The sequence below is a fragment of the Actinomycetota bacterium genome (assembly GCA_030017835.1).
GTDB lineage: Bacteria > Actinomycetota > Aquicultoria > UBA3085 > Oleimmundimicrobiaceae > Yes70-04.
The window spans coordinates 119,375-137,589 of the sequence record JASEGU010000001.1 but is presented as its reverse complement, the minus strand read 5'-3'; the positions used below and the strand labels follow the sequence as shown (position 1 = coordinate 137,589).

19 protein-coding genes are annotated in these 18,215 nt (G+C 49.5%); all 19 read right to left on the bottom strand.

All coding sequences use genetic code 11. From position 1 onward, the window contains the following. Positions 1 to 3,540 carry a chromosome segregation protein SMC gene (gene smc / locus QMD53_00695; protein ID MDI6799197.1) on the bottom strand — a complete coding sequence of 1,180 codons (3,540 nt, stop codon included), beginning with the start codon at positions 3,538 to 3,540 and terminating at the stop codon, positions 1 to 3. A gap of 27 nt (positions 3,541 to 3,567) precedes the next feature. After that, positions 3,568 to 4,281, bottom strand: coding sequence for a ribonuclease III (gene rnc, locus QMD53_00690; protein ID MDI6799196.1), 714 nt, complete (start codon positions 4,279 to 4,281; stop codon positions 3,568 to 3,570). Between the two features lie 19 nt (positions 4,282 to 4,300). After that, complete coding sequence (gene fabF / locus QMD53_00685; protein MDI6799195.1) at positions 4,301 to 5,551, bottom strand: beta-ketoacyl-ACP synthase II; 1,251 nt, start codon at positions 5,549 to 5,551, stop codon at positions 4,301 to 4,303. Beyond that, positions 5,533 to 6,519 carry a nitronate monooxygenase gene (locus QMD53_00680; GenBank protein ID MDI6799194.1) on the bottom strand — a complete coding sequence of 329 codons (987 nt, stop codon included), beginning with the start codon at positions 6,517 to 6,519 and terminating at the stop codon, positions 5,533 to 5,535. The genes fabF and QMD53_00680 overlap by 19 nt, the downstream gene beginning before the upstream one ends. A gap of 29 nt (positions 6,520 to 6,548) precedes the next feature. Next, positions 6,549 to 6,785: an acyl carrier protein gene (gene acpP, locus QMD53_00675; GenBank protein ID MDI6799193.1), complete on the bottom strand. Its 237-nt coding sequence runs from the start codon at positions 6,783 to 6,785 to the stop codon at positions 6,549 to 6,551. Positions 6,786 to 6,821: 36 nt separating this feature from the next. Beyond that, entirely contained in the window at positions 6,822 to 7,565 is a 744-nt protein-coding gene (fabG, locus tag QMD53_00670) for a 3-oxoacyl-[acyl-carrier-protein] reductase (GenBank protein ID MDI6799192.1), read from the bottom strand. Next, positions 7,562 to 8,506, bottom strand: a complete 945-nt coding sequence (gene fabD / locus QMD53_00665) for an ACP S-malonyltransferase (GenBank protein MDI6799191.1) — start codon at positions 8,504 to 8,506, stop codon at positions 7,562 to 7,564. Before fabD ends, fabG begins: the two co-directional genes overlap by 4 nt. Beyond that, on the bottom strand, positions 8,503 to 9,498 hold the full coding sequence (locus QMD53_00660; GenBank protein MDI6799190.1) for an electron transfer flavoprotein subunit alpha/FixB family protein: 996 nt from the start codon (positions 9,496 to 9,498) through the stop codon (positions 8,503 to 8,505). Before QMD53_00660 ends, fabD begins: the two co-directional genes overlap by 4 nt. Further along, positions 9,495 to 9,701, bottom strand: a complete 207-nt coding sequence (locus QMD53_00655) for a 4Fe-4S binding protein (protein MDI6799189.1) — start codon at positions 9,699 to 9,701, stop codon at positions 9,495 to 9,497. The genes QMD53_00660 and QMD53_00655 overlap by 4 nt, the downstream gene beginning before the upstream one ends. Positions 9,702 to 9,727: 26 nt before the next feature. Further along, positions 9,728 to 10,513: an electron transfer flavoprotein subunit beta/FixA family protein gene (locus tag QMD53_00650; protein ID MDI6799188.1), complete on the bottom strand. Its 786-nt coding sequence runs from the start codon at positions 10,511 to 10,513 to the stop codon at positions 9,728 to 9,730. A gap of 6 nt (positions 10,514 to 10,519) precedes the next feature. After that, on the bottom strand, positions 10,520 to 11,680 hold the full coding sequence (locus QMD53_00645; protein ID MDI6799187.1) for an acyl-CoA dehydrogenase family protein: 1,161 nt from the start codon (positions 11,678 to 11,680) through the stop codon (positions 10,520 to 10,522). A gap of 20 nt (positions 11,681 to 11,700) precedes the next feature. Continuing rightward, the gene (locus tag QMD53_00640; protein MDI6799186.1) at positions 11,701 to 12,687 is read right to left on the bottom strand and encodes a beta-ketoacyl-ACP synthase III; all 987 of its coding nucleotides are present in this window, start codon (positions 12,685 to 12,687) and stop codon (positions 11,701 to 11,703) included. Between the two features lie 24 nt (positions 12,688 to 12,711). Continuing rightward, the gene (plsX, locus tag QMD53_00635) at positions 12,712 to 13,701 is read right to left on the bottom strand and encodes a phosphate acyltransferase PlsX (GenBank protein ID MDI6799185.1); all 990 of its coding nucleotides are present in this window, start codon (positions 13,699 to 13,701) and stop codon (positions 12,712 to 12,714) included. 7 nt (positions 13,702 to 13,708) lie between these two features. Next, positions 13,709 to 13,885, bottom strand: a complete 177-nt coding sequence (rpmF, locus tag QMD53_00630; protein ID MDI6799184.1) for a 50S ribosomal protein L32 — start codon at positions 13,883 to 13,885, stop codon at positions 13,709 to 13,711. Between the two features lie 12 nt (positions 13,886 to 13,897). Continuing rightward, entirely contained in the window at positions 13,898 to 14,422 is a 525-nt protein-coding gene (locus QMD53_00625; GenBank protein ID MDI6799183.1) for a DUF177 domain-containing protein, read from the bottom strand. Between the two features lie 106 nt (positions 14,423 to 14,528). Further along, entirely contained in the window at positions 14,529 to 14,987 is a 459-nt protein-coding gene (locus QMD53_00620; protein ID MDI6799182.1) for an ATPase, read from the bottom strand. Between the two features lie 16 nt (positions 14,988 to 15,003). Next, positions 15,004 to 15,492: a pantetheine-phosphate adenylyltransferase gene (gene coaD, locus QMD53_00615; protein MDI6799181.1), complete on the bottom strand. Its 489-nt coding sequence runs from the start codon at positions 15,490 to 15,492 to the stop codon at positions 15,004 to 15,006. Positions 15,493 to 15,513: 21 nt separating this feature from the next. Further along, the gene (gene rsmD, locus QMD53_00610) at positions 15,514 to 16,071 is read right to left on the bottom strand and encodes a 16S rRNA (guanine(966)-N(2))-methyltransferase RsmD (GenBank protein MDI6799180.1); all 558 of its coding nucleotides are present in this window, start codon (positions 16,069 to 16,071) and stop codon (positions 15,514 to 15,516) included. A 13-nt stretch (positions 16,072 to 16,084) separates the two neighbouring features. Beyond that, positions 16,085 to 18,208, bottom strand: a complete 2,124-nt coding sequence (recG, locus tag QMD53_00605) for an ATP-dependent DNA helicase RecG (GenBank protein MDI6799179.1) — start codon at positions 18,206 to 18,208, stop codon at positions 16,085 to 16,087. Positions 18,209 to 18,215 lie beyond the last annotated feature (7 nt).

Below are 18,215 nucleotides of genomic sequence, written 5' to 3'. Positions count from 1 at the left end.
TTAACTGGCCTTGTCGCTCATTTGACCCAATTTCTGAGATATCACCGTAGAGATGCCATCCGACTGCATGGAGACTCCGTAGAGGGAATCGGCTATCTCCATTGTCCTTCGCTGATGGCTGATTATCAGAAATTGGGTCTTTGCCCTTTCGCCCTGAAGAAGCGCAAGGAAACGAACGAGATTGTTGTCGTCCAGGGCGGGCTCAACCTCATCTAGAACGTAGAATGGGCTTGGCTTGGTGTGGTAAATGGCAAAAAGGAGTGCCAGGGCAACGAGTGACCTCTCGCCACCGGAAAGAAGGGTTATTTTGGAGAGTCGCTTGCCTAAGGGGTTGGCCTCTATCTCTATCCCACAAGAGAGGAGGTCGTCCTCGCCGGTCAAGATCAGACTCGCCTCGCCGCCCGGAAACAGCCTTGCAAATATATCCTGAAAATGCTTGTTTACTAGCTCAAAGGTCTCGTAAAATCTATCGGTCATCTTCTGCTCGATGACCTTGATCACCTTCTGGAGTGAGCTTCGGCTTCGTTTCAAATCGGCCATCTGATCGGATAAGAACTTGTGGCGCTCCTCAAGGTTGGAACACTCTTGGGCGGCCACTTCGTTTACGGGGCCGATCTTCGAATGGTTCAATTTAAGTTTAGCCAACTTTCCGTGAGCCTCATCCAAATTCAACCTTTTGGGTGCCATGGAGAGCGCCACCTTCAGGCTGATACTAAAATCCTCGTTCAGCCTTTTTGTAAGCTCGGTGACCTTGAGTTCGAGTTGGCCCCTTTCGACATCGATCCGGCCGATCTCCTCCTGCAATTGATCGATCTTTCGCAAGATCAAAGAGGAGTTGTCGGTTAGAAGCTTATGCCTCTCTCTGGACTTTTTGGTATCCAGCTTCTCATCCATGGCCGTTGATTTAAGCATCTCATCAAGCTCGACAGCTCGCGCAAATAGAGCTGTAAAGAGCTGATGAAGCGGCTGTATCCTACCTCTTAAATTTTCTCTCGCCTCAACTGTCTGATAACCCGCATTAAGATTTTCTCTTAAACTTGCCAAATCGACTTCGAGGGCGCTTAGCTGTTCGCTCAAGAAAGCACGCCTTTCACTGGCCGCCTCCTTTTTGGCCTTAAGCTCACTCAGATTAAGGCTGAGAGCAGAGATCTCCTTCTCGAGGCCTGAAAGGGTTGTTTCATTTTCCAAAGAGGCGTTTCCCAATCTGGTCAAATCTTTTATGAGTCCGTCTTTTGCGAAACTATGAGATTCTTCGCTTAAAGCAGCTTCCCTTATGGCCTCGTCGATCTCAACAAGACGCGCCTCAAGTCTGCCCCTCTCCTTTTGCCGCTGCTTAAGATGTCCACGTTCTGATCTGAGCATGAGAACGGCTTCGCTCTTCTTCTGAAGGCTGCCGTTTAAAATATCTCTAGACAGATTGACCTCTTCATCAATCTTCCCGCCTACTTTTTCAGCTTCTTCAATGGCGGACTCTAAGTCATCAATCTCCTTCTTAAGAAGAGACTTTTTCTTCCTAAGTTCGGCTAGTTGCGCATTAAACGCTATTGGACTTTTGGGATCTGTAAGACCGCCCTTGATAATTCCTTCCTTTTTTATCAGATCACCATCCAACGTCACAAAATCGAACCGGCTGGATCTGGACTTAGCCATCTGAATAGCCTCATCCAAATCTTTGACGATCAAGATGCCCCTCAGGACCGCTTTAACCGCACCCTCAAAACCTTTTTTAGGCAGAGCGACGTCTATGGCCAAAACTGTGCCCTTGGGCGCCTCCCCTTTTTGAGTATCAAAATCGAGCCATTTCAGAGGAATGATGCTCGCCGAGCCCTTCTTCTGATTCTTTAGGCTATCTAAGATCTCTTTTACCGACGAGACATCAGCCACCAGGAGTGAATAGACCAAATCTCCGAGGGCCGCTTCAATGGCAACTTCATAGCCCTCCTTCACATCCATGACTTCGCTAAGGAGCTGCCCCTTTTCGCTCCCAATCACCTCGGAAAGTAGCCATTTTATGGAATCCGGATAGAGCAGAAGCGATTCTAAATTGGCCGCTATGGAGTTGATCTTGCCTTCCAACCCCAAGAGCTCTTCGCTTGCCTTCCGCTTGAGGAGCGTCAATCTTAAGAGTTCTTTCTCGTTGTTGAGAGAGGAGAGCTCCAATCTCTTCGTTTCATCCTGGGCCTTCCTAAGTTCCAACTCCAGTTTGGTAAGATTTTTTTCGAATCTCTCGATATTCTTGGCTGTAGGAAGCTCGCCCTCCTTAGCCGCCTTAAGCCCGCCTTTGAGCATGTCGCTTTCGGCCCTTAACGAACTCAGCTTTAGATTAATCTCTCCAAGCTCTTCATCTTTCGCCTTGATCAGGTCCGCCTTTTTGGTGAGTTCTTCCTTAATTTTGAGGCTATCTCTTTGGGCTTTAGCCAAGCTCTTCTTGAGCGTCTCTGCCTGGCGCTCTTTCTCATCATTTACCGAGTCTAGCTCTTCTTCGTCGATCTTTAACACATCAATCTTGTGATTCAATTGAGCCGCCTCTTCCTCCTTGCTTTTTATCAGGCTCTCTAGTCGGTATATCTGCATCCTAAGATCGCTCAGCTTTTCTACCAGGTATTTGCCCTTCTCTTCCAAAAGTAGAAGGCCGGAATTGAAGCGCTCGATGATGCCCTTTAACTCGCGCCTATTCTCCCCGATATCGCCTACAAAATCGCCCCTCTCCTCCAATTCGACCTGTATCGAATCCATCTCGTCCTTTTTAGTTAAGAGTTCCTCTTTCAACTCGGTCAACTGGCTTTTGAATAATTCAACCTTGGCCGTGGTGTTCTTCCATTCCGATTGAAGGCTATATAGATCGAAAACAATAATTGAAGTCTCGACCTCTTTAATCTGATTTGCTAATTTTGCCGCCTTCTCTGCCAGCTTTGCCTGCTCTTTTAGAGGGTTTAGCTGCCTCTCCACCTCTTTGGCGACGTCTTTTATCCTAAGAAGATTCTGATCCATGCCAAAGAGTTTCTTGACTGCCCTCTCCTTCCGTTTCCGGTGTTTCAAGACTCCGGCCACCTCTTCAATGAGGAGTCTCTTCTCATCCGACCTGGAACTCAAAATCTCATCGATTCTCCCCTGGCCGACTATGCAATGAATCTCTCGGCCAAGCCCGGTGTCCGAAAGGAGATCCTGAACATCTATCAGCCTGCAGGATGAGCCGTTAATGAAGTAGTCGCTCGCGCCGGAACGCGACATCCTTCGGGTCACTGTGACTTCAGCAAATTCTATAGGCAGATAGCCATCGGAATTATCGAGAACCAGAGAGACCTCAGCAAGGCCTGAGGCTGGCTTGCTTGAGCTGCCCGTAAATATCACGTCCTCCATCTGGGAGCCCCGAAGTGATCGTGGGCTCTGCTCGCCCAAGACCCAAAGAATAGCATCGGTCAGATTGCTCTTACCGCTTCCATTGGGCCCAACGATGACTGTAACTCCAGGCTCAAAATCCAAGGCGGTCTTTTTTGCAAATGACTTAAACCCTTTGATGTTTAAGGACTTCAAGTACAACTAACTCGTCTCCCAACTAAAAGATGATCAATAATCGAAAATAAAGTGGTCGCCCTTGATTAAATTCAGCGCTTCTTTAGCTGCAGCCTGTTCCGCAGTCTTTTTGCTACTTCCCTCGCCGGTTGCAAGGACCTTATCCTTAAGGCTTACTTGAGCCTTAAACCTTCGCTGGTGCATTGGGCCCTTCTCCTCAAGGATCCTGTAGACTGGAAGCTCGTTGAATCTCTTGACGGTCGCTTCTTGCAGAGTGGTTTTTAAGTCATGTTCTCCGCCGCTTTGAACCGCCTCTAAAATTACGTCCTTAAACAAGTTTAAAACAAATTGCCCTGCCGTCTTCAGGCCTTTATCCAAATAGACGGCTGCGATTAAGGCCTCAAGTGAGTTCTCTAAGATGGACTGCTGATCTTTGGCTCCTGAGGCCTCGGCCCCCTTGCCAAGAAATAGGTGATCGCCAAGGGATATCTTCTTGGCAACCAAAGCAAGGCTTTCTGAGCTAACGACCTTGGCCCTTATCTTAGCCAAATCCCCCTCCAACAAGGTTGGATTGGTGACAAAAAGTTCTTCTGTCACGATGAGTTCGAGGACCGAATCGCCGAGAAATTCGAGGCGTTCGTTTGAATCTTCAGCCTGATTCTCTGCGGAGTAAGAGCCGTGGGTGAGTGCGGTTCTTAAGAGTCTTTTATCGTTAAACTCAAGACCTATGGCCGCTTCAGCCAGGTCAAGGTCGCATTCCTGATTCAAAAAAATCTTCCGCCTTATTCTAGCCCTTCTCTTCTGTTGCCGCCCCCACTATCAAGCTCGCGTTGTGGCCGCCAAATCCAAGGGAGTTGGACATGGCATAAGAGATCTTCTTCTCCATTTTGGTATTTGGAACATAAAATAGATCGCATTTGGGGTCGGGATTCTCGTAATTAATGGTTGGGGGGATGAGGCCGGTCTCTATCGCCATTGCGCAGGCTATCAGCTCTATGCCTCCGGCCGCTCCGAGCGCATGACCCGTCATGGACTTAGTGGAGCTGATTAGAAGATCATCGGCAGAGCTTGAAAAGACCTCCTTTATGGACATGGTCTCATACTCATCATTGAGGGAGGTGGATGTGCCGTGAGCATTTATGTAGCCGATATCGGCAGGATTTAGTCCAGACTGCTCAAGGGCGATTCGCATGGCTCTTGCCGCCCCTTCCCCGTTTGGAGCGGGTGCTGTTATGTGGTAAGCATCGGCGGTTGCTCCATAGCCCAATACCTCAGCATATATGTGAGCCCCCCTCTCAAGAGCCCCTTGCAAGGTTTCAAGTATCACGATCCCGGCCCCTTCTGCGATGACGAATCCATCTCTTTCGGCGTCGAAGGGGCGGCTCGCCCTCTTGGGCTCATCATTTCTGGTGGAAAGCGCCCTTGCCGAAGCAAATCCCGCAACTGAGAGCGGCGTGACCGGGGCTTCGCTTCCGCCGGCGATGCAGATATCTGCCGCCCCTCGCCTTATCACCTCGAAGGCCTCGCCAATCGCATGACTTCCCGAGGCACAGGCCGAAACGGTTGCATAATTTACGCCCTTGGCGTTGAAGAATATCGATATGTTGCCCGCAGCTAGGTCTGGAATCATCATCGGCACAAGGAAGGGGCTGACCTTTGACGGTCCCTTCTCGAACAAGATCCGGTTCTGATCCTCTAGTGTCCTAAGTCCCCCGATTCCAGAGCCGACTATTACGCCCGTCCTCTCCGATATCGAATCCGTGATCTCAAGAGACGCATCTTGAAGGGCCAGCTTAGCCGCGGCTACGGCAAGCTGCGAGAACCTGTCCATCCGCTTTGCCTCTTTAAAATCCATATAATCGGTCGCCACGAAATCCGTAACTTCACCGGCTATCCTTGAGGCGTAGTCTGTCGGGTCAAAGAGAGTTATGGTGTCTATCCCGGATTCCCCTTCAACCAGCGAATTCCAGAATCTATCCTTGCCGATTCCGGTCGGCGCAATCGGACCGAGACCCGTAATTACAACCCTTCGCTGCAACCTTGGCCCCCCTTAAAGCTCTCTTTGAACTCTTTCATGAGGTTGGATATTATCGTTTTAACGGGCAGGACGTTTGAAATCTCACCAACCCGCTCGCCGGAGAATGCTAGCCCTTTGATCATGTCGCCCTGTTGAGCCCTCTCTAGTGCCTCGATGATGCAGTAATTTCTGTTGCAATGCTTTAGACAGACCATGCATTTTTTGATGTTTTTAAATGACGGAATCTTCCCTTCGAAAAGGTCCTTTACAAACTGGGTCTTTATCGCCCTTCCCGTCAGCCCGACGGGACTTTCGACCAGAACCACGTCATTCGCCTTGGCTTTTACATAGGTCTCTTTGAGAGAATCGGCCGCTCCGCTCTCCTCGCTTGCCGCAAATCTGGTGCCGATCTGAACCCCGTCAGCTCCCATACATATCGCCCGGGTCATGTCCTGACCGTGCAGTATTCCGCCGGCCGCAATAACCGGAATCTTTATCGCCTTGACGATATCGGGAAGAATGGAAAATAGCGGCTGATCGGTGCCGAGATGACCACCGGCCTCCTTGCCTTCGACGATTACGGCCGATGCGCCGAATTTTTCAGCCAGCTTAGCCGCCTTGACGGATGAGGCAATGGGAACGATCGGAACGTCGTACTCCTTGCCTATGGCAAAGAGATCCCGCGAAAAACCAGCGCCGGCGACGATTAGGTCAATGCCCTCTTTTGCGGCCGCAAGCACCAGGTCCAAGAACTCTCGCACGGCAACCATTACGTTTATGCCGATTATACCGTCAGAGAGAGATCTCGCCTCTCTGATGGTCTTGACCAGTTCTTCAGGATGTATTCCGGAGGCTGCTATCAGACCGATGCCACCCTCATTGGCAACAGCCGCCGCTAAGGGTGCCATCGAAATCCTGACAGCCATTCCGCCTTGTACTATGGGAAGCTTGGCTTTTAACTTCCCTATTTTAAGTTCAGGAAATTCCATTAATAAATCTCCGACAATGAATTTGCATATTAAGAGTGGCTGGCTATGTACTCAACCGCATCGTTTACGGTCAAGATCTTCTCGGCATCTTCGTCGGATATCTCCAGGTTAAACTCTTCTTCAAAGGCCATAACCAATTCGACTATGTCGAGCGAGTCGGCCCCCAAATCATTTAAGAATGATACCTCGGCCTTTATTGCCGATCCATCAACCCCCAATTGATCGATTATTATCTCCTTGACCTTCTCAAAAATCTCCTCAGACACCTAACTCCTCCTTAAAATTGATTTATGGATTATACATTACATTACCATTCCGCCGTCAACACTTATAACCTGACCTGTTATATAAGACGCCTCATCCGAGGCCAAGAAGGCTATTAGGTTAGCGACGTCTCTTGGAGTTCCAAAGACCCCAAGGGGTATCGATGAGATGAGCTTTTCTCTCGTTTCAACTGGTAGAACTTCTGTCATCCTGGTCTCGATAAATCCTGGAGCCACAGCGTTAGCCCGTATCCCTCTCGAGGCAAACTCTCTGGCCACCGTCTTGGTCAGACCAATTATACCAGCTTTTGAGGCCGCATAGTTTGCTTGACCGATATTTCCGGTCAGACCGACGACCGAGGAGACGTTTATTATCGAGCCGCTCCTCTGCTTGAGCATCCCTCTTGAAGCGGCCTGAATGCAGTTGAAGACACCCTTTAAATTCACGGCAATCACGTCGTCAAATTCGTCCTCTTTCATCCTGATAATTAGATTATCGCGGGTTATGCCGGCGTTATTGACTAAAATATCGATCCTTTCGAAGGCTTCAAGGGATTTGTCGATCAATTCCTTGGCTCCCGCCATCTTCGAGACGTCGGCCGGAAGATGAAGCGCCTTAACCTTCAGAGCCTCGATCTCTTCGATGAGCGAAGGAACATCTTGACTGCTGGACGTGCTGTTTATGACTATATCGGCTCCGAGCTCGGCAAGGCGCAGACATGTCTCTCTGCCTATGCCTTTAGCTCCTCCGGTAACTAGAGCAACTTTGTTTGAAAGATTCATTTTGCCTCCTTAATGGCTGAAATGGTCGCTTTTAGACTCTCGCTATCCTCCACATTTAGTGTGGTTGCTCCGGGGAGTATCTTGGAGACCAGGCCACATAGGACTTTTTTTGGTCCAAGTTCTATGAAGGTGTGAACGCCCTCGGCCTCCATTTCGAGGACCGAATCGACCCAACGGACTGATGAGTCCATCTGGCCGATCAGAGCCTTCTTCAATTCGTCGGCCGATCTTGAAGCCCTGCCGGTCAAGTTTGAGACCACGGCGCACTTTGGCTCCGCAAAGTTGACAGAGTCAATTTTTTTCGAGAATTCTTTCGCAGCGGTTGCCATCAACTTGGAGTGAAAGGCGCCGCTAACCTCGAGTTCTATCAGCCGCTTTGCGCCGGCAGCCTTAAGTTTCTGAAGGGACAGAGCGATCAGTCCGCTCTCACCTGAGACTATCACTTGAGCGGGTGAATTATAATTGGCTATGCCTATCACGCCCTCATTGCTCAAGTTTAATATCGTTTCTTGAACGGTCTTTGCGTCCAGGCCGATCACAGCGACCATCTTGCCGGGCGATTCGGCCGCCGTCCTCTCCATGATAAGCGAGCGTTCTGCTATCAAGCCTAGCGCTGTCTCAAAATCGAAGACACCGGCCGAAAGAAGGGCATTATACTCTCCAAGGCTGTGCCCAGCCACAATGCTGGGCTCCATCCCCTCTCTCCGCAAACAGAGTTCGGCTATACGGTTGGTTATGAAAATGGCCGGTTGGGTATTTTGTGTCCTAGAAAGCTCTCCTTCGGGACCGGAGACAGCGATCTCTTTGATGTCCCTCTTCAAGACGTCGCTTGCCCGATCGAAGAGGACCTCGTACTCATCTCCAAGAGCCATAAGATCTTTGGCCATACCTACATATTGGGAGCCTTGACCAGGGAAGATGAACGCTAGCTTGTGTTTCATGCCGGCCCCCTTCCACTCCGTCTGATCTCGTCGATGAGATGGGGAAGAACGGCCGCAACATCGCCGACTATCCCATATGTTGCAACGTCGAATATGGGGGCATCCGGATCTTTGTCTATGGCGATTATGCAGTCGGACGACTGGATTCCAGCCACGTGGTGAATTGCCCCAGAAATTCCGCAAGCGATGTAGAGTTTTGGAGAAACGGTCTTTCCCGTCTGACCGATCTGCTGTTGATAGGCGACAAGACCGTTATCCACCAGCGGCCTGGTTGCGCCGAGACTGGCTCCGAGCAGATCCGCCAGCTCTTTTACTAGTTCGAAGTTCTTCTCTGTGGCCGCTCCGCGGCCACAGCCAACAATTATCTCTGCGTCCTCAAGATTGACCGCATCGCCTTCGGTCTCGATGAATTCCAGAATCTCACTCTTTGAGATCAGTCCCTTCTCCAATTTTTCGTAAAATATTTTGCAGGGCTTTGAGCCATCAGGAGCAGGTGATTTTAAGACATTAGGCCTGATCGTCGCCATCTGGGGCCGTTTGTCCGGACAGACGATCTCGGCCATTACGTTGCCGCCGAAGCCTGGGCAACTACCAAGAAGCAGACCGCTCTCTTGATCGATGGCTAGCTCAAGGCAGTCGGCTGTAAGGCCGGTCTCGAGCATGGCCGCAAGGCGAGGGATCATGGCTCTGCCAAAAATGGTAGCTCCACCAAGAATAATATCTGGTGAGTATCGTTTGACCAGTTCGGCCAAGGCCTGAGCAAAGTTATCTTCACTCGCCTCGGTCAACGCCTCATCCTCCAGAACAATAACCTCATCTGGTCCAAATGTAGCTATCTCTTCGGAGATCTCCTTGAGATTTTGTCCCAAAACAAGAGCAACCAGCTTTCCGCCCAATTGGTTTGCAAGCCGCCTCGCCTCACCCAAGATTTCGAGCGAGACTGGGGCAATCTTTCCCCTTCTAATCTCGATAAAGACCCAGATCGACTTCACTTGGTCTCTTCCCCTTCTTTCCTCAAAACCTCATAAGTCATATCAATCAGAGCTCTGTTGCCACAGGATGTAAAACATGCTTTACATGAATTGCAGCTTGGAGCGATTCGAGCCTTGCCATCGATCAATTTTATCGCCCTATATTTGCAGGCCTTTTCGCAAAGACCGCAACCATCGCATATTTCTAAATCGACCTTTATCATAAAAGTAATTGATCCCGCTTATCTGGCTATAGAATCTTATCATTCTTTAGCTTGTCAAAAAGCTCTTTGGCAGCCGCTTGGGGGTCACCCTTAAATATCTGACCACCCCTTGAAATGTTTGGCTTATAGACCCTTTTAACCTTGGTTGGGGAGCCGGCTATGCCGATCTTCTCCGGATCCGCCATGATATCATCGGCCGAAAGATTTAAGATTTCTGCTTTCTTCGCCCTCATCATCCCCTTTAAAGAAGCGGTCCTGGGCGTGTTGATCTCCTTGGTAACGGTGATCAATAACGGCAATCCAATCCGCAAGAGGTAGTAACCGTCTTCGACCATCCTTCTTAACTTGACGCGGTCTTTGGTGAGCTCTTCTACGCCCGAGACGTTGGTGGCAAGGTTAAAGTCGAGTTTTTGGGCAAGTTCTGGACCTACTTGAGCCGTATCCCCGTCTATGGTCTGTCTGCCACAGATTACTAAATCGCAGCCGCCGAGTCTCTCTATTGATTTGGCCAAGACGTAGGCGGTCGCCAGGGTGTCGGAGCCGGCAAATCTCCTGTCAGAGATAAGGACGGCTTGGTCTGCCCCCATGGCAAGAGCCTCGCGCAAGGATTCGCAAGCCGCTGGAGGACCCATCGAGATCACGGTCAGTTCAGCTCCGTAGCTCTCTTTGAGCCCGATTCCCTCTTCGATGGCGTGCAGATCATAGGGGTTTATTACCCCCTCACTATCATCTCTTATTAAATTATTGGTGACCGGATCCAGTCTTACTTCGGTGGAGGCGGGCACCTGTTTTATGCAGACTATTATCTTCATGGGTATCTAGCGATTGTTGATCATGATCTCCTTGACGAGCTGTGAAGCTATTACGTTCCTCTGTATCTGATTGGTTCCCTCGTATATCTGTAAGACCTTAGCATCCCTCATCATCTTCTCAACCGGGTATTCACGCATATATCCGTGGCCACCCATCATCTGAACGGCGTCAATCGACACCTTCATGGCCACATCGGTCGCAAATCTTTTGGCCATAGCCGACTCTTTAGAAAAATTCTTTTCCCCGGCATCGATCGTTCTTGCGGTCGCATAGACAAGAGCTCTCGCTGCCTCTATCTCTGTCGCCATGTCGGCAAAGATATGCTGAACTGCCTGAAGATTCAAGATCGATTGATCGAATTGTATCCTCTTAGACGCAAAGTCCAAAGCAGCCTCAAGCGCCCCTTGGGCGAGACCAACCCCTTGAGCGCCAATCCCGGGGCGGGTCATGTCTAGCGTCTTCATGGTGATGATGAAGCCTAGCCCCTCTTTCCCGATCAAATTATCACTGGGTATCTTGCAGTCTTCAAAGATCAATTCGGTCGTTATCGACGACCTTATCCCCATCTTCTTCTCTTTCTTGCCGATTGAAAAGCCTGGAGTATTCGCCTCGACTATGAAGGCTGAGGCGCCTCGGCTTCCCTTATTCTTGTCGGTCATGGCGATTATCGTATAGATCTCAGCCACGCCGCCGTTGGTTATCCATTGCTTGGTACCATTTAAGACGTAGTTATCTCCGTCCTTTTTGGCCGTCATCTTTATGGCCGAAGCATCACTGCCGGCTCCCGCCTCGGTCAATCCAAATGCGCCAAGCTTTTCTCCGGAGGCCAAGCCGGGAAGGATGCGCTTCTTCTGTTCGTCCGAGCCGAAGAGCAGGATCGGGTAGGCCCCAAGCGCGCTTGCCGCGTAACTTACCGAAACTCCGCAGCAGCCCCGGCTGAGCTCTTCGACGACCAAGAGAGTTTCGAAGGAACCCATGCCGAGACCACCGTATTCTTCGGGGATATAGAGGCCGAAGAGATCGGCTTTGCCTATCGCTTCCATGATATCGAAGGGGAACTCTTCCTTCTCGTCGAGCTCGGCTCTCCTCGGCACCACCTTGTCAAGGGCGATCTTCCTTGCCAGATCCCTTACCATTTCCTGCTCTTCACTGAAGAAATAATTCAATTAAACCACCTCTTGATCGTCTAATGATCCGCCCATTTTATTAAATTGGCCCCCCAGGTCAATCCGGCTCCAAAGCCCACCAAGATCATCAAATCGCCCCTCTTAAGCCGCCCGCTTCGGTATAGTTCATCTAGAGCAATGGGTATCGAGGCCGTCGATGTATTGCCGAGTCTTTCGATGTTATTGATGATTCTATCAGAATCCACATTGAGCTTCCTAGCCGCCGTCTCGATTATTCGATAGTTTGCCTGATGGGGGATTATATAATCTATCCCGCTCAAGTCCACGTTGGCCCGCCTAGTTACGTCCTTTACGGCCCGGGGAAGAGCCCTTGTGGCGAACTTAAAGACCTCCGAGCCGTTCATTTGAAGGTAATTCTCAGTCTTATCAAACGAGTCGGCGTGGGCCGGAGCAGCGGAAGCGCCGCCTGGAATGGATAGGAGCCCTGCTCCGGCCCCTGTTGAGGCCAGATAATTGGCAAGGATGCCAAACCCATTAAGGTCGGGACCCAAAACGACCGCTCCAGCCCCATCGCCAAAAAGGACGCAGGTATTTCTGTCTTGCCAGTCTATGTGACGAGAGAGGGCATCGGCTCCGATGACGAGGATGTTTCGGTATGTCCCGGTCTCAATAAATTGGGCTGCGACCGAGAGAGCGTAGATAAAGCCCGTGCAACCAGCCATCACATCGAAGGCCGGGGTAGTTTTGGCTCCAATCTTGTGCTGAACCAAGCAGGCAGTAGAGGGTAGGATCATCTCGGGTGAGCAAGTTGAAAGGATTATGAGATCGATGTCGCTCACCTTTAAGCCGGCGTCTGAGATGGCATTTAAGGAGGCCTTGGCCGCAAGATCGGAGACATTCTCATCCGCTTCGATTATCCGCCTCTCCAAAATGCCGGTTCTCGTCCTTATCCAATCGTCGCTGGTATCGACCATCTCCTCCAAGTCTTGGTTGGTAAGGACCCGTTCGGGAAGGTAGGAGCCGACTCCGATTATCTTTGCCGTCATCTTTCTTGCAGTTATCTCTTCCTCCTAAAGGTGCTGCTCTATATCGGCTAACATATTCTTGGAAGCGATTTTAGCCGCCACTAAAATACCGTTCTTGACGGCCTTGGCCTTGGATTTTCCGTGGCCCACTATGGCAACACCGTTTATGCCAAGAAGTATGGCCCCACCGTACTCTTCGTAATCTAGTTCTCTCTTTAGATCTTTGAAAGATTTTTTAAGGAGCAGCCCGGCGAGCCTAGCCGCAAGGGAAGATGACATAGCTATCCTGAACTTGGAAAATATCTCGCTTGACAGGCCCTCTATGAGTTTCAAGACGATGTTGCCGGTCTGACCGTCACAGACTATGACATCGACGGTTCCCTTAGCTATATCGTCTCCCTCGATGTTGCCGTAAAATCCTTCCACGCCGGACATGAGGGCATGGGCCTCCTTTAACCTCTCGCTTCCCTTGCTGGCCTCCTCGCCCACATTCAAGAGACCGATGGTGGGACTCTTGAGGCCCAGCATAGCTTTCGCATAGGCCGATCCCATGACGGCAAATTGTTTCAAGACATCCGGCTTACAGTCGGTATTGGCCCCAGCGTCCAAAAGAACCGAAGCTCCCTTGGCCGTCGGCAAAGTTACGGCTATGGCCGGTCTTAAGACGCCGCTGATCCGACCGATGTGAAGGAAGGCCGCGCTCATGGCCGCGCCGGTGTTGCCAAAAGAGATGAAGGCATCGGCGCCTCCGTCTAAGACCAGTTTGGCTGCAAGAGATACTGAAGAATCCGGCTTTGCTTTTATGGCGCCTGCCGGCGATTCACCCATCTCAACCGTGGAGGAAGCATTTAGGATGATAAGAGCGGGATTGGGGTCATACTTATCAAATTCACCCTTGAGCTCATCTTCTTTGCCGACTAATATTATTTCAACGTCGCTTTCAAGGGCTGCCAGAAAAGAGCCCTTTACGACTTCGAGGGGAGCAAAATCTCCTCCCATCGCATCTATGGCTATTCTGATCTTTGGGTCAGACACAAGCCCTCTATACCTCTATCGCTTTTTTGCCATCATAATAACCGCACTCTTTGCAGACATGATGCGGCAACTTCGGCTGATGACATTGTGGACATTCCATCGTCAAAGCAGCCTTAGCGTTATTATGTTGTGAGCGCCTCGAGTCGCGTTTTGCCCTGGATTTTTTCCTTTTTGGTACAGCCACCTAAAAACCCTCCTAACCATCCTTTGAATTTAATTTATCCTTTAAATCGAGTAATTTTAAGAACCTGATATCAATTTCGCTCTTTTTGCAATCGCACTTCTTCTCGCTTAAGTCCTGACCGCAAACTGGGCATATGCCTGGGCAACCTGGATCGCATATCCTGTTGAAGGGAAGGTCCAGTATCAGAGCCTCCTCTATCACGGGCTTTAGATCTATCACATCTCCTTCGACGCTGATCGCCTCATCGTCTCCCTCTAGATGATCATCCACAAACAACTGCAAAAATTCGACCTTTAATCCATAACCGAAATCTTTAAGACACCTTGCGCAGACCGAATCCACCGTCGCCTCCGCCTGGCCTCTTGCCAAAAAATCACCGCCGATATTCTCGACCGTGAATTCCGCTCTGAGTGGACCTTTAAGTCTCAGCCCGTCTCTATCAGAGCTTAAGGTCGTTTCCTCATCGATCTTAAATTTTAGGCTCTCTCCCGGCTGCTGTCTTAAGGCAGAGATATCGATTTTAAAGGGGTCCATCATTCGACCAACTTCAAATGCATGTATTTTAACACAGATTAGTTTTCACAAAAAAAGCTCTTGTAAAAGCACAAGAACCTTTAAGATGAGGGGCAAACCTGCTCAATCGCTATATTCGTGGCTGCGTTTTGCCCTGCAACCTATCTCTGCCTCTTTGTACGGCCGATAGCAGTTTACCCAGATTGACTTCGAGATTTGCCAGCATCTCATCGGCATAATCCTCGGCCCCCAGCCTTATCTCCCTCTCTTTTTCCTTAGCACTTGTAATTATCTCACTTGCTTGAGCCTCGGAAAGTTTGACTATTTCTGTCTCTGAAGTCATATCCAGAGCTCTACGTTTGGCATCATCAATTATCGCATTGGCTTCCTTTTCGGCTTCGGCCAATATCTCATTCTTCTCTTTGACTATCCACCTTGCTTCCTTCAGTTCGTCGGGAAGACTTGCCCTCATCTCATCAACGAATTCGAATATCCTCTGCTCATTTATGATGACCCCAGCTCCGAAGGGCACCTTCTTGGCCGTGGTCACCATATCTTCAAGTCTATCTATTAAATTTGAAATATCCATAGGTTAAAACCTCCTTTTAACTGGCAAAAGCCTTCTTAAGACCAATCTTGACCTCCTCGGTTACCAGGCCATCCACGCAACCAGAAAACTTTGCTATCTCTTTCACGGCGCTCGAGCTCAAATAGGCGTACTTTGTGCTCGCCATCATGAAGATCGTCTCTATCTTGGGCTCCAGCTTCAAGTTGAGTTGAGCCATCTGAAATTCGTGCTCAAAATCAGAGACGGCCCTTAAACCTTTGACTATGGCGCTCGCTCCATGATTTCGAGCAAAATTTACCAGAAGACTGTTGAACGACTCGACCTTGACGTTGCTTAAGGTCCTATCACCCTCTATGGCTTGCCTTATGAAGGTGAGCCTCTCGTCCAAGGTGAAGAGGGGATCATTCTTGGCGTTCGTGTAAACGCCCACTATAACGCGGTCAAATAATCTTGAAGCCCTTGAAATAATATCAAGATGACCGCTGGTTACCGGGTCAAAGCTGCCCGGACATACGGCTATATTCATTCCTTTTCCTTAAAGGTCAGGTCAAATAGCCTCAAAGATGCTTATGGCCTGATCACCGTATTTTTTGACTACTCTGCGCTCAATCTGCTCCAAAGGCGAAGAGAAATCTCTTTTCGACGAGTGCTCTAAGATGATCAAAGAGCCCTGGCGCAGAAAACCTTCGTTTAAAAGACTTATAAATATGGAGTTTAGCACATCGGAGTCAATTTTATAAGGAGGGTCTAAAAAAATCAATTCGAACTTAGAGCCCTTAAGACCCTTTCTAGACAAAGTGGTGAGAGCATCTGCTCTGATGATATTAGCCCTATCCGGAAGGCCGGTAAGTTCAAGATTCTTTTTTATTGCCGAAACTGAATCCTGGCTGGAATCGATGAAGACAACAGAATTTGCCCCCCGGCTTAAGGCCTCGATGCCGATAGAGCCCGAGCCTGCAAAGATATCCAACACGTTGCAGCCTTGGACCTTATCGTTGAGCATGTTGAACAAGGACTCTTTGACCATATCAGAAGTTGGGCGTATATCCAATCCCTTCGGAGAATAGAGCTTTCTTCCCTTGGCGGTGCCCGATATAACCCTCAATTAAGTCCCTTTTCTAACTTATGAACAACCAAGCGAGCTTATCGAAGAACCTAAGCTTCATTGCCTCCAATATGCGCTCATTTTCGGATTCGGTTAAGGCGGGATCCTCCTTGATGAGCCGGGCGGCTTCGCTTCTAACCATTTTCAAAAGCTCATAATCTTTAGGAAGCGAGGCGAGCTTAAGATCGGGCAGTCCCGACTGCCTAGTCCCGAATATCTCCCCTTGACCCCTAATTATAAGATCCTGTTCCGCCAGGGTAAAGCCGTCGGTCAGCTCCTTTATCGCCTTCATCCTGGCTCTGGATTCATCCGTATCGAGTTTGGCAAATAGGATACAGAAAGACTTCTCTTTGCCGCGACCGATCCTTCCCCTGAGTTGATGGAGCTGAGAAAGACCAAAGCGATCGGCGTCCTCTATCAAGATGACCGTGGCGTTTGGAACGTCGATGCCTACTTCGATGACGGTCGTTGATATCAAAATGTCGATCTGACCCTTTTTAAACTCCTCCATCACCCCATCCTTCTCTTGGGGCTTTAGGCGACCATGAATAACCCCGACGCGATAGGCTGAAAAGATATCTTTCTTAAGCTTTTCGACCTCATCTTTGACGGATTTTAAGGCGAGCTTATCCGACTCCTCGATGAGAGGACAGATTATGTAGGCTTGGCTTCCCTTCTTTATCTCTTCGATGATCTTTTTATAAGCTCTCTCCCTTTGTCTCTCGCTTACTACATAGGTCTCTACACATGAGGAGACGGCCCGCCCCTTCGGCCGCTCCCTTATCGAGCTAACATCCAGATCGCCATAGAGTGTTAATGAGAGACTCCGTGGAATCGGGGTGGCTGTCATTATCAAGACATCGGGATGAGATCCTTTACCTTTCAACGCCAGACGCTGCTCGACCCCGAATCTATGCTGCTCGTCTACGACTATCGCTCCGAGAGCGGCAAAACTGACGTCCTCCTGGATTAGGGCGTGCGTCCCAAAGACGATATCCGTGACCCCGGAGGATATCTCCTCCTTCAATGCCGTCTTCTCGTTTGAACTAAGACTCCCCGTAAGACAGTCAGATTTTATCCCAAGTCCGCTTAGGATTGTCGATAGGTTCTTATGATGTTGTTTGGCCAAAACTTCGGTTGGAGCCATCATGGCACCTTGGTAGCCGTTTTTGACCGCGACCATGAGGGTAGCCAGGGCAACCATCGTTTTGCCCGATCCGACCTCACCCTGCAAAAGACGATTCATGGCAGTTGGCCTCGCCATATCTGCTTTGATCTCTTCAATGGCCTTAAGTTGATCTCCTGTGAGCGTAAAGGGGAGGTTTTCGAAAAAATCGTGCAGCAAATCCTCATCTATTTTGTGGACGATTCCCTTTGATGCCGCTTGGAGTCGATTCTTTCTGAAGATGAGTCCGAGCTGCAAGAGGAATAGCTCATCGAAGAGGAGCCTTGCTCTCGCCTTCTCTATCGACTCGGCCGAGGAGGGAAAATGGATCTCCTTGATCGCAAAATCGAGCCCGCAGAGTGCAAAGCGTTTCCTTAGCTTTGATGGCAAATAGTCATCAATTTTGCCCAAGGCATTTAAAAGATTGCTCACCAAGCGCCTTATCCTGGCAGGCGAAATCTCCATCGAGGCGCTGTGGACCGGTATTATTGCCGCCGTATTTATGGGATTGTGAGATAAAAAATCGTCCTCGATTATATCGTAGTAGGGATTTTGAATCTGCAAAACTCCAAACTTGCTTGCAACCTTGCCGCTTATGGCGATGGTGTCTTCCTTTTTCAATCTCTTTGCGATGTAGTCTTGATTGAACCAGATAGCAAAGATATAGCCGGTCTCATCGAAGATTCCCACCTTTAAAATTTTCAAATTCAAACGGGGGGAGCTTTTGTTTATCTCTTTGATTCTCCCGATCACCGTCACCTCTTCCCCGACTCGTAACTGATCTATCTTTTGAATCTTGCTGAAGTCGAGATAGCGAGCCGGATAGTGATGAAGGAGGTCGAATGCTCTATTTATGCCGAGCTTCATAAGCTTTTTGGCCAACGCTTCTCCGACGCCTAAAAGATCTGTTATCGGATCCATGAGTTGGAGGCGCCTTGGTGGTTTTTTGGTCTCTCTGTCCGCTTTGATCACCTTGAAT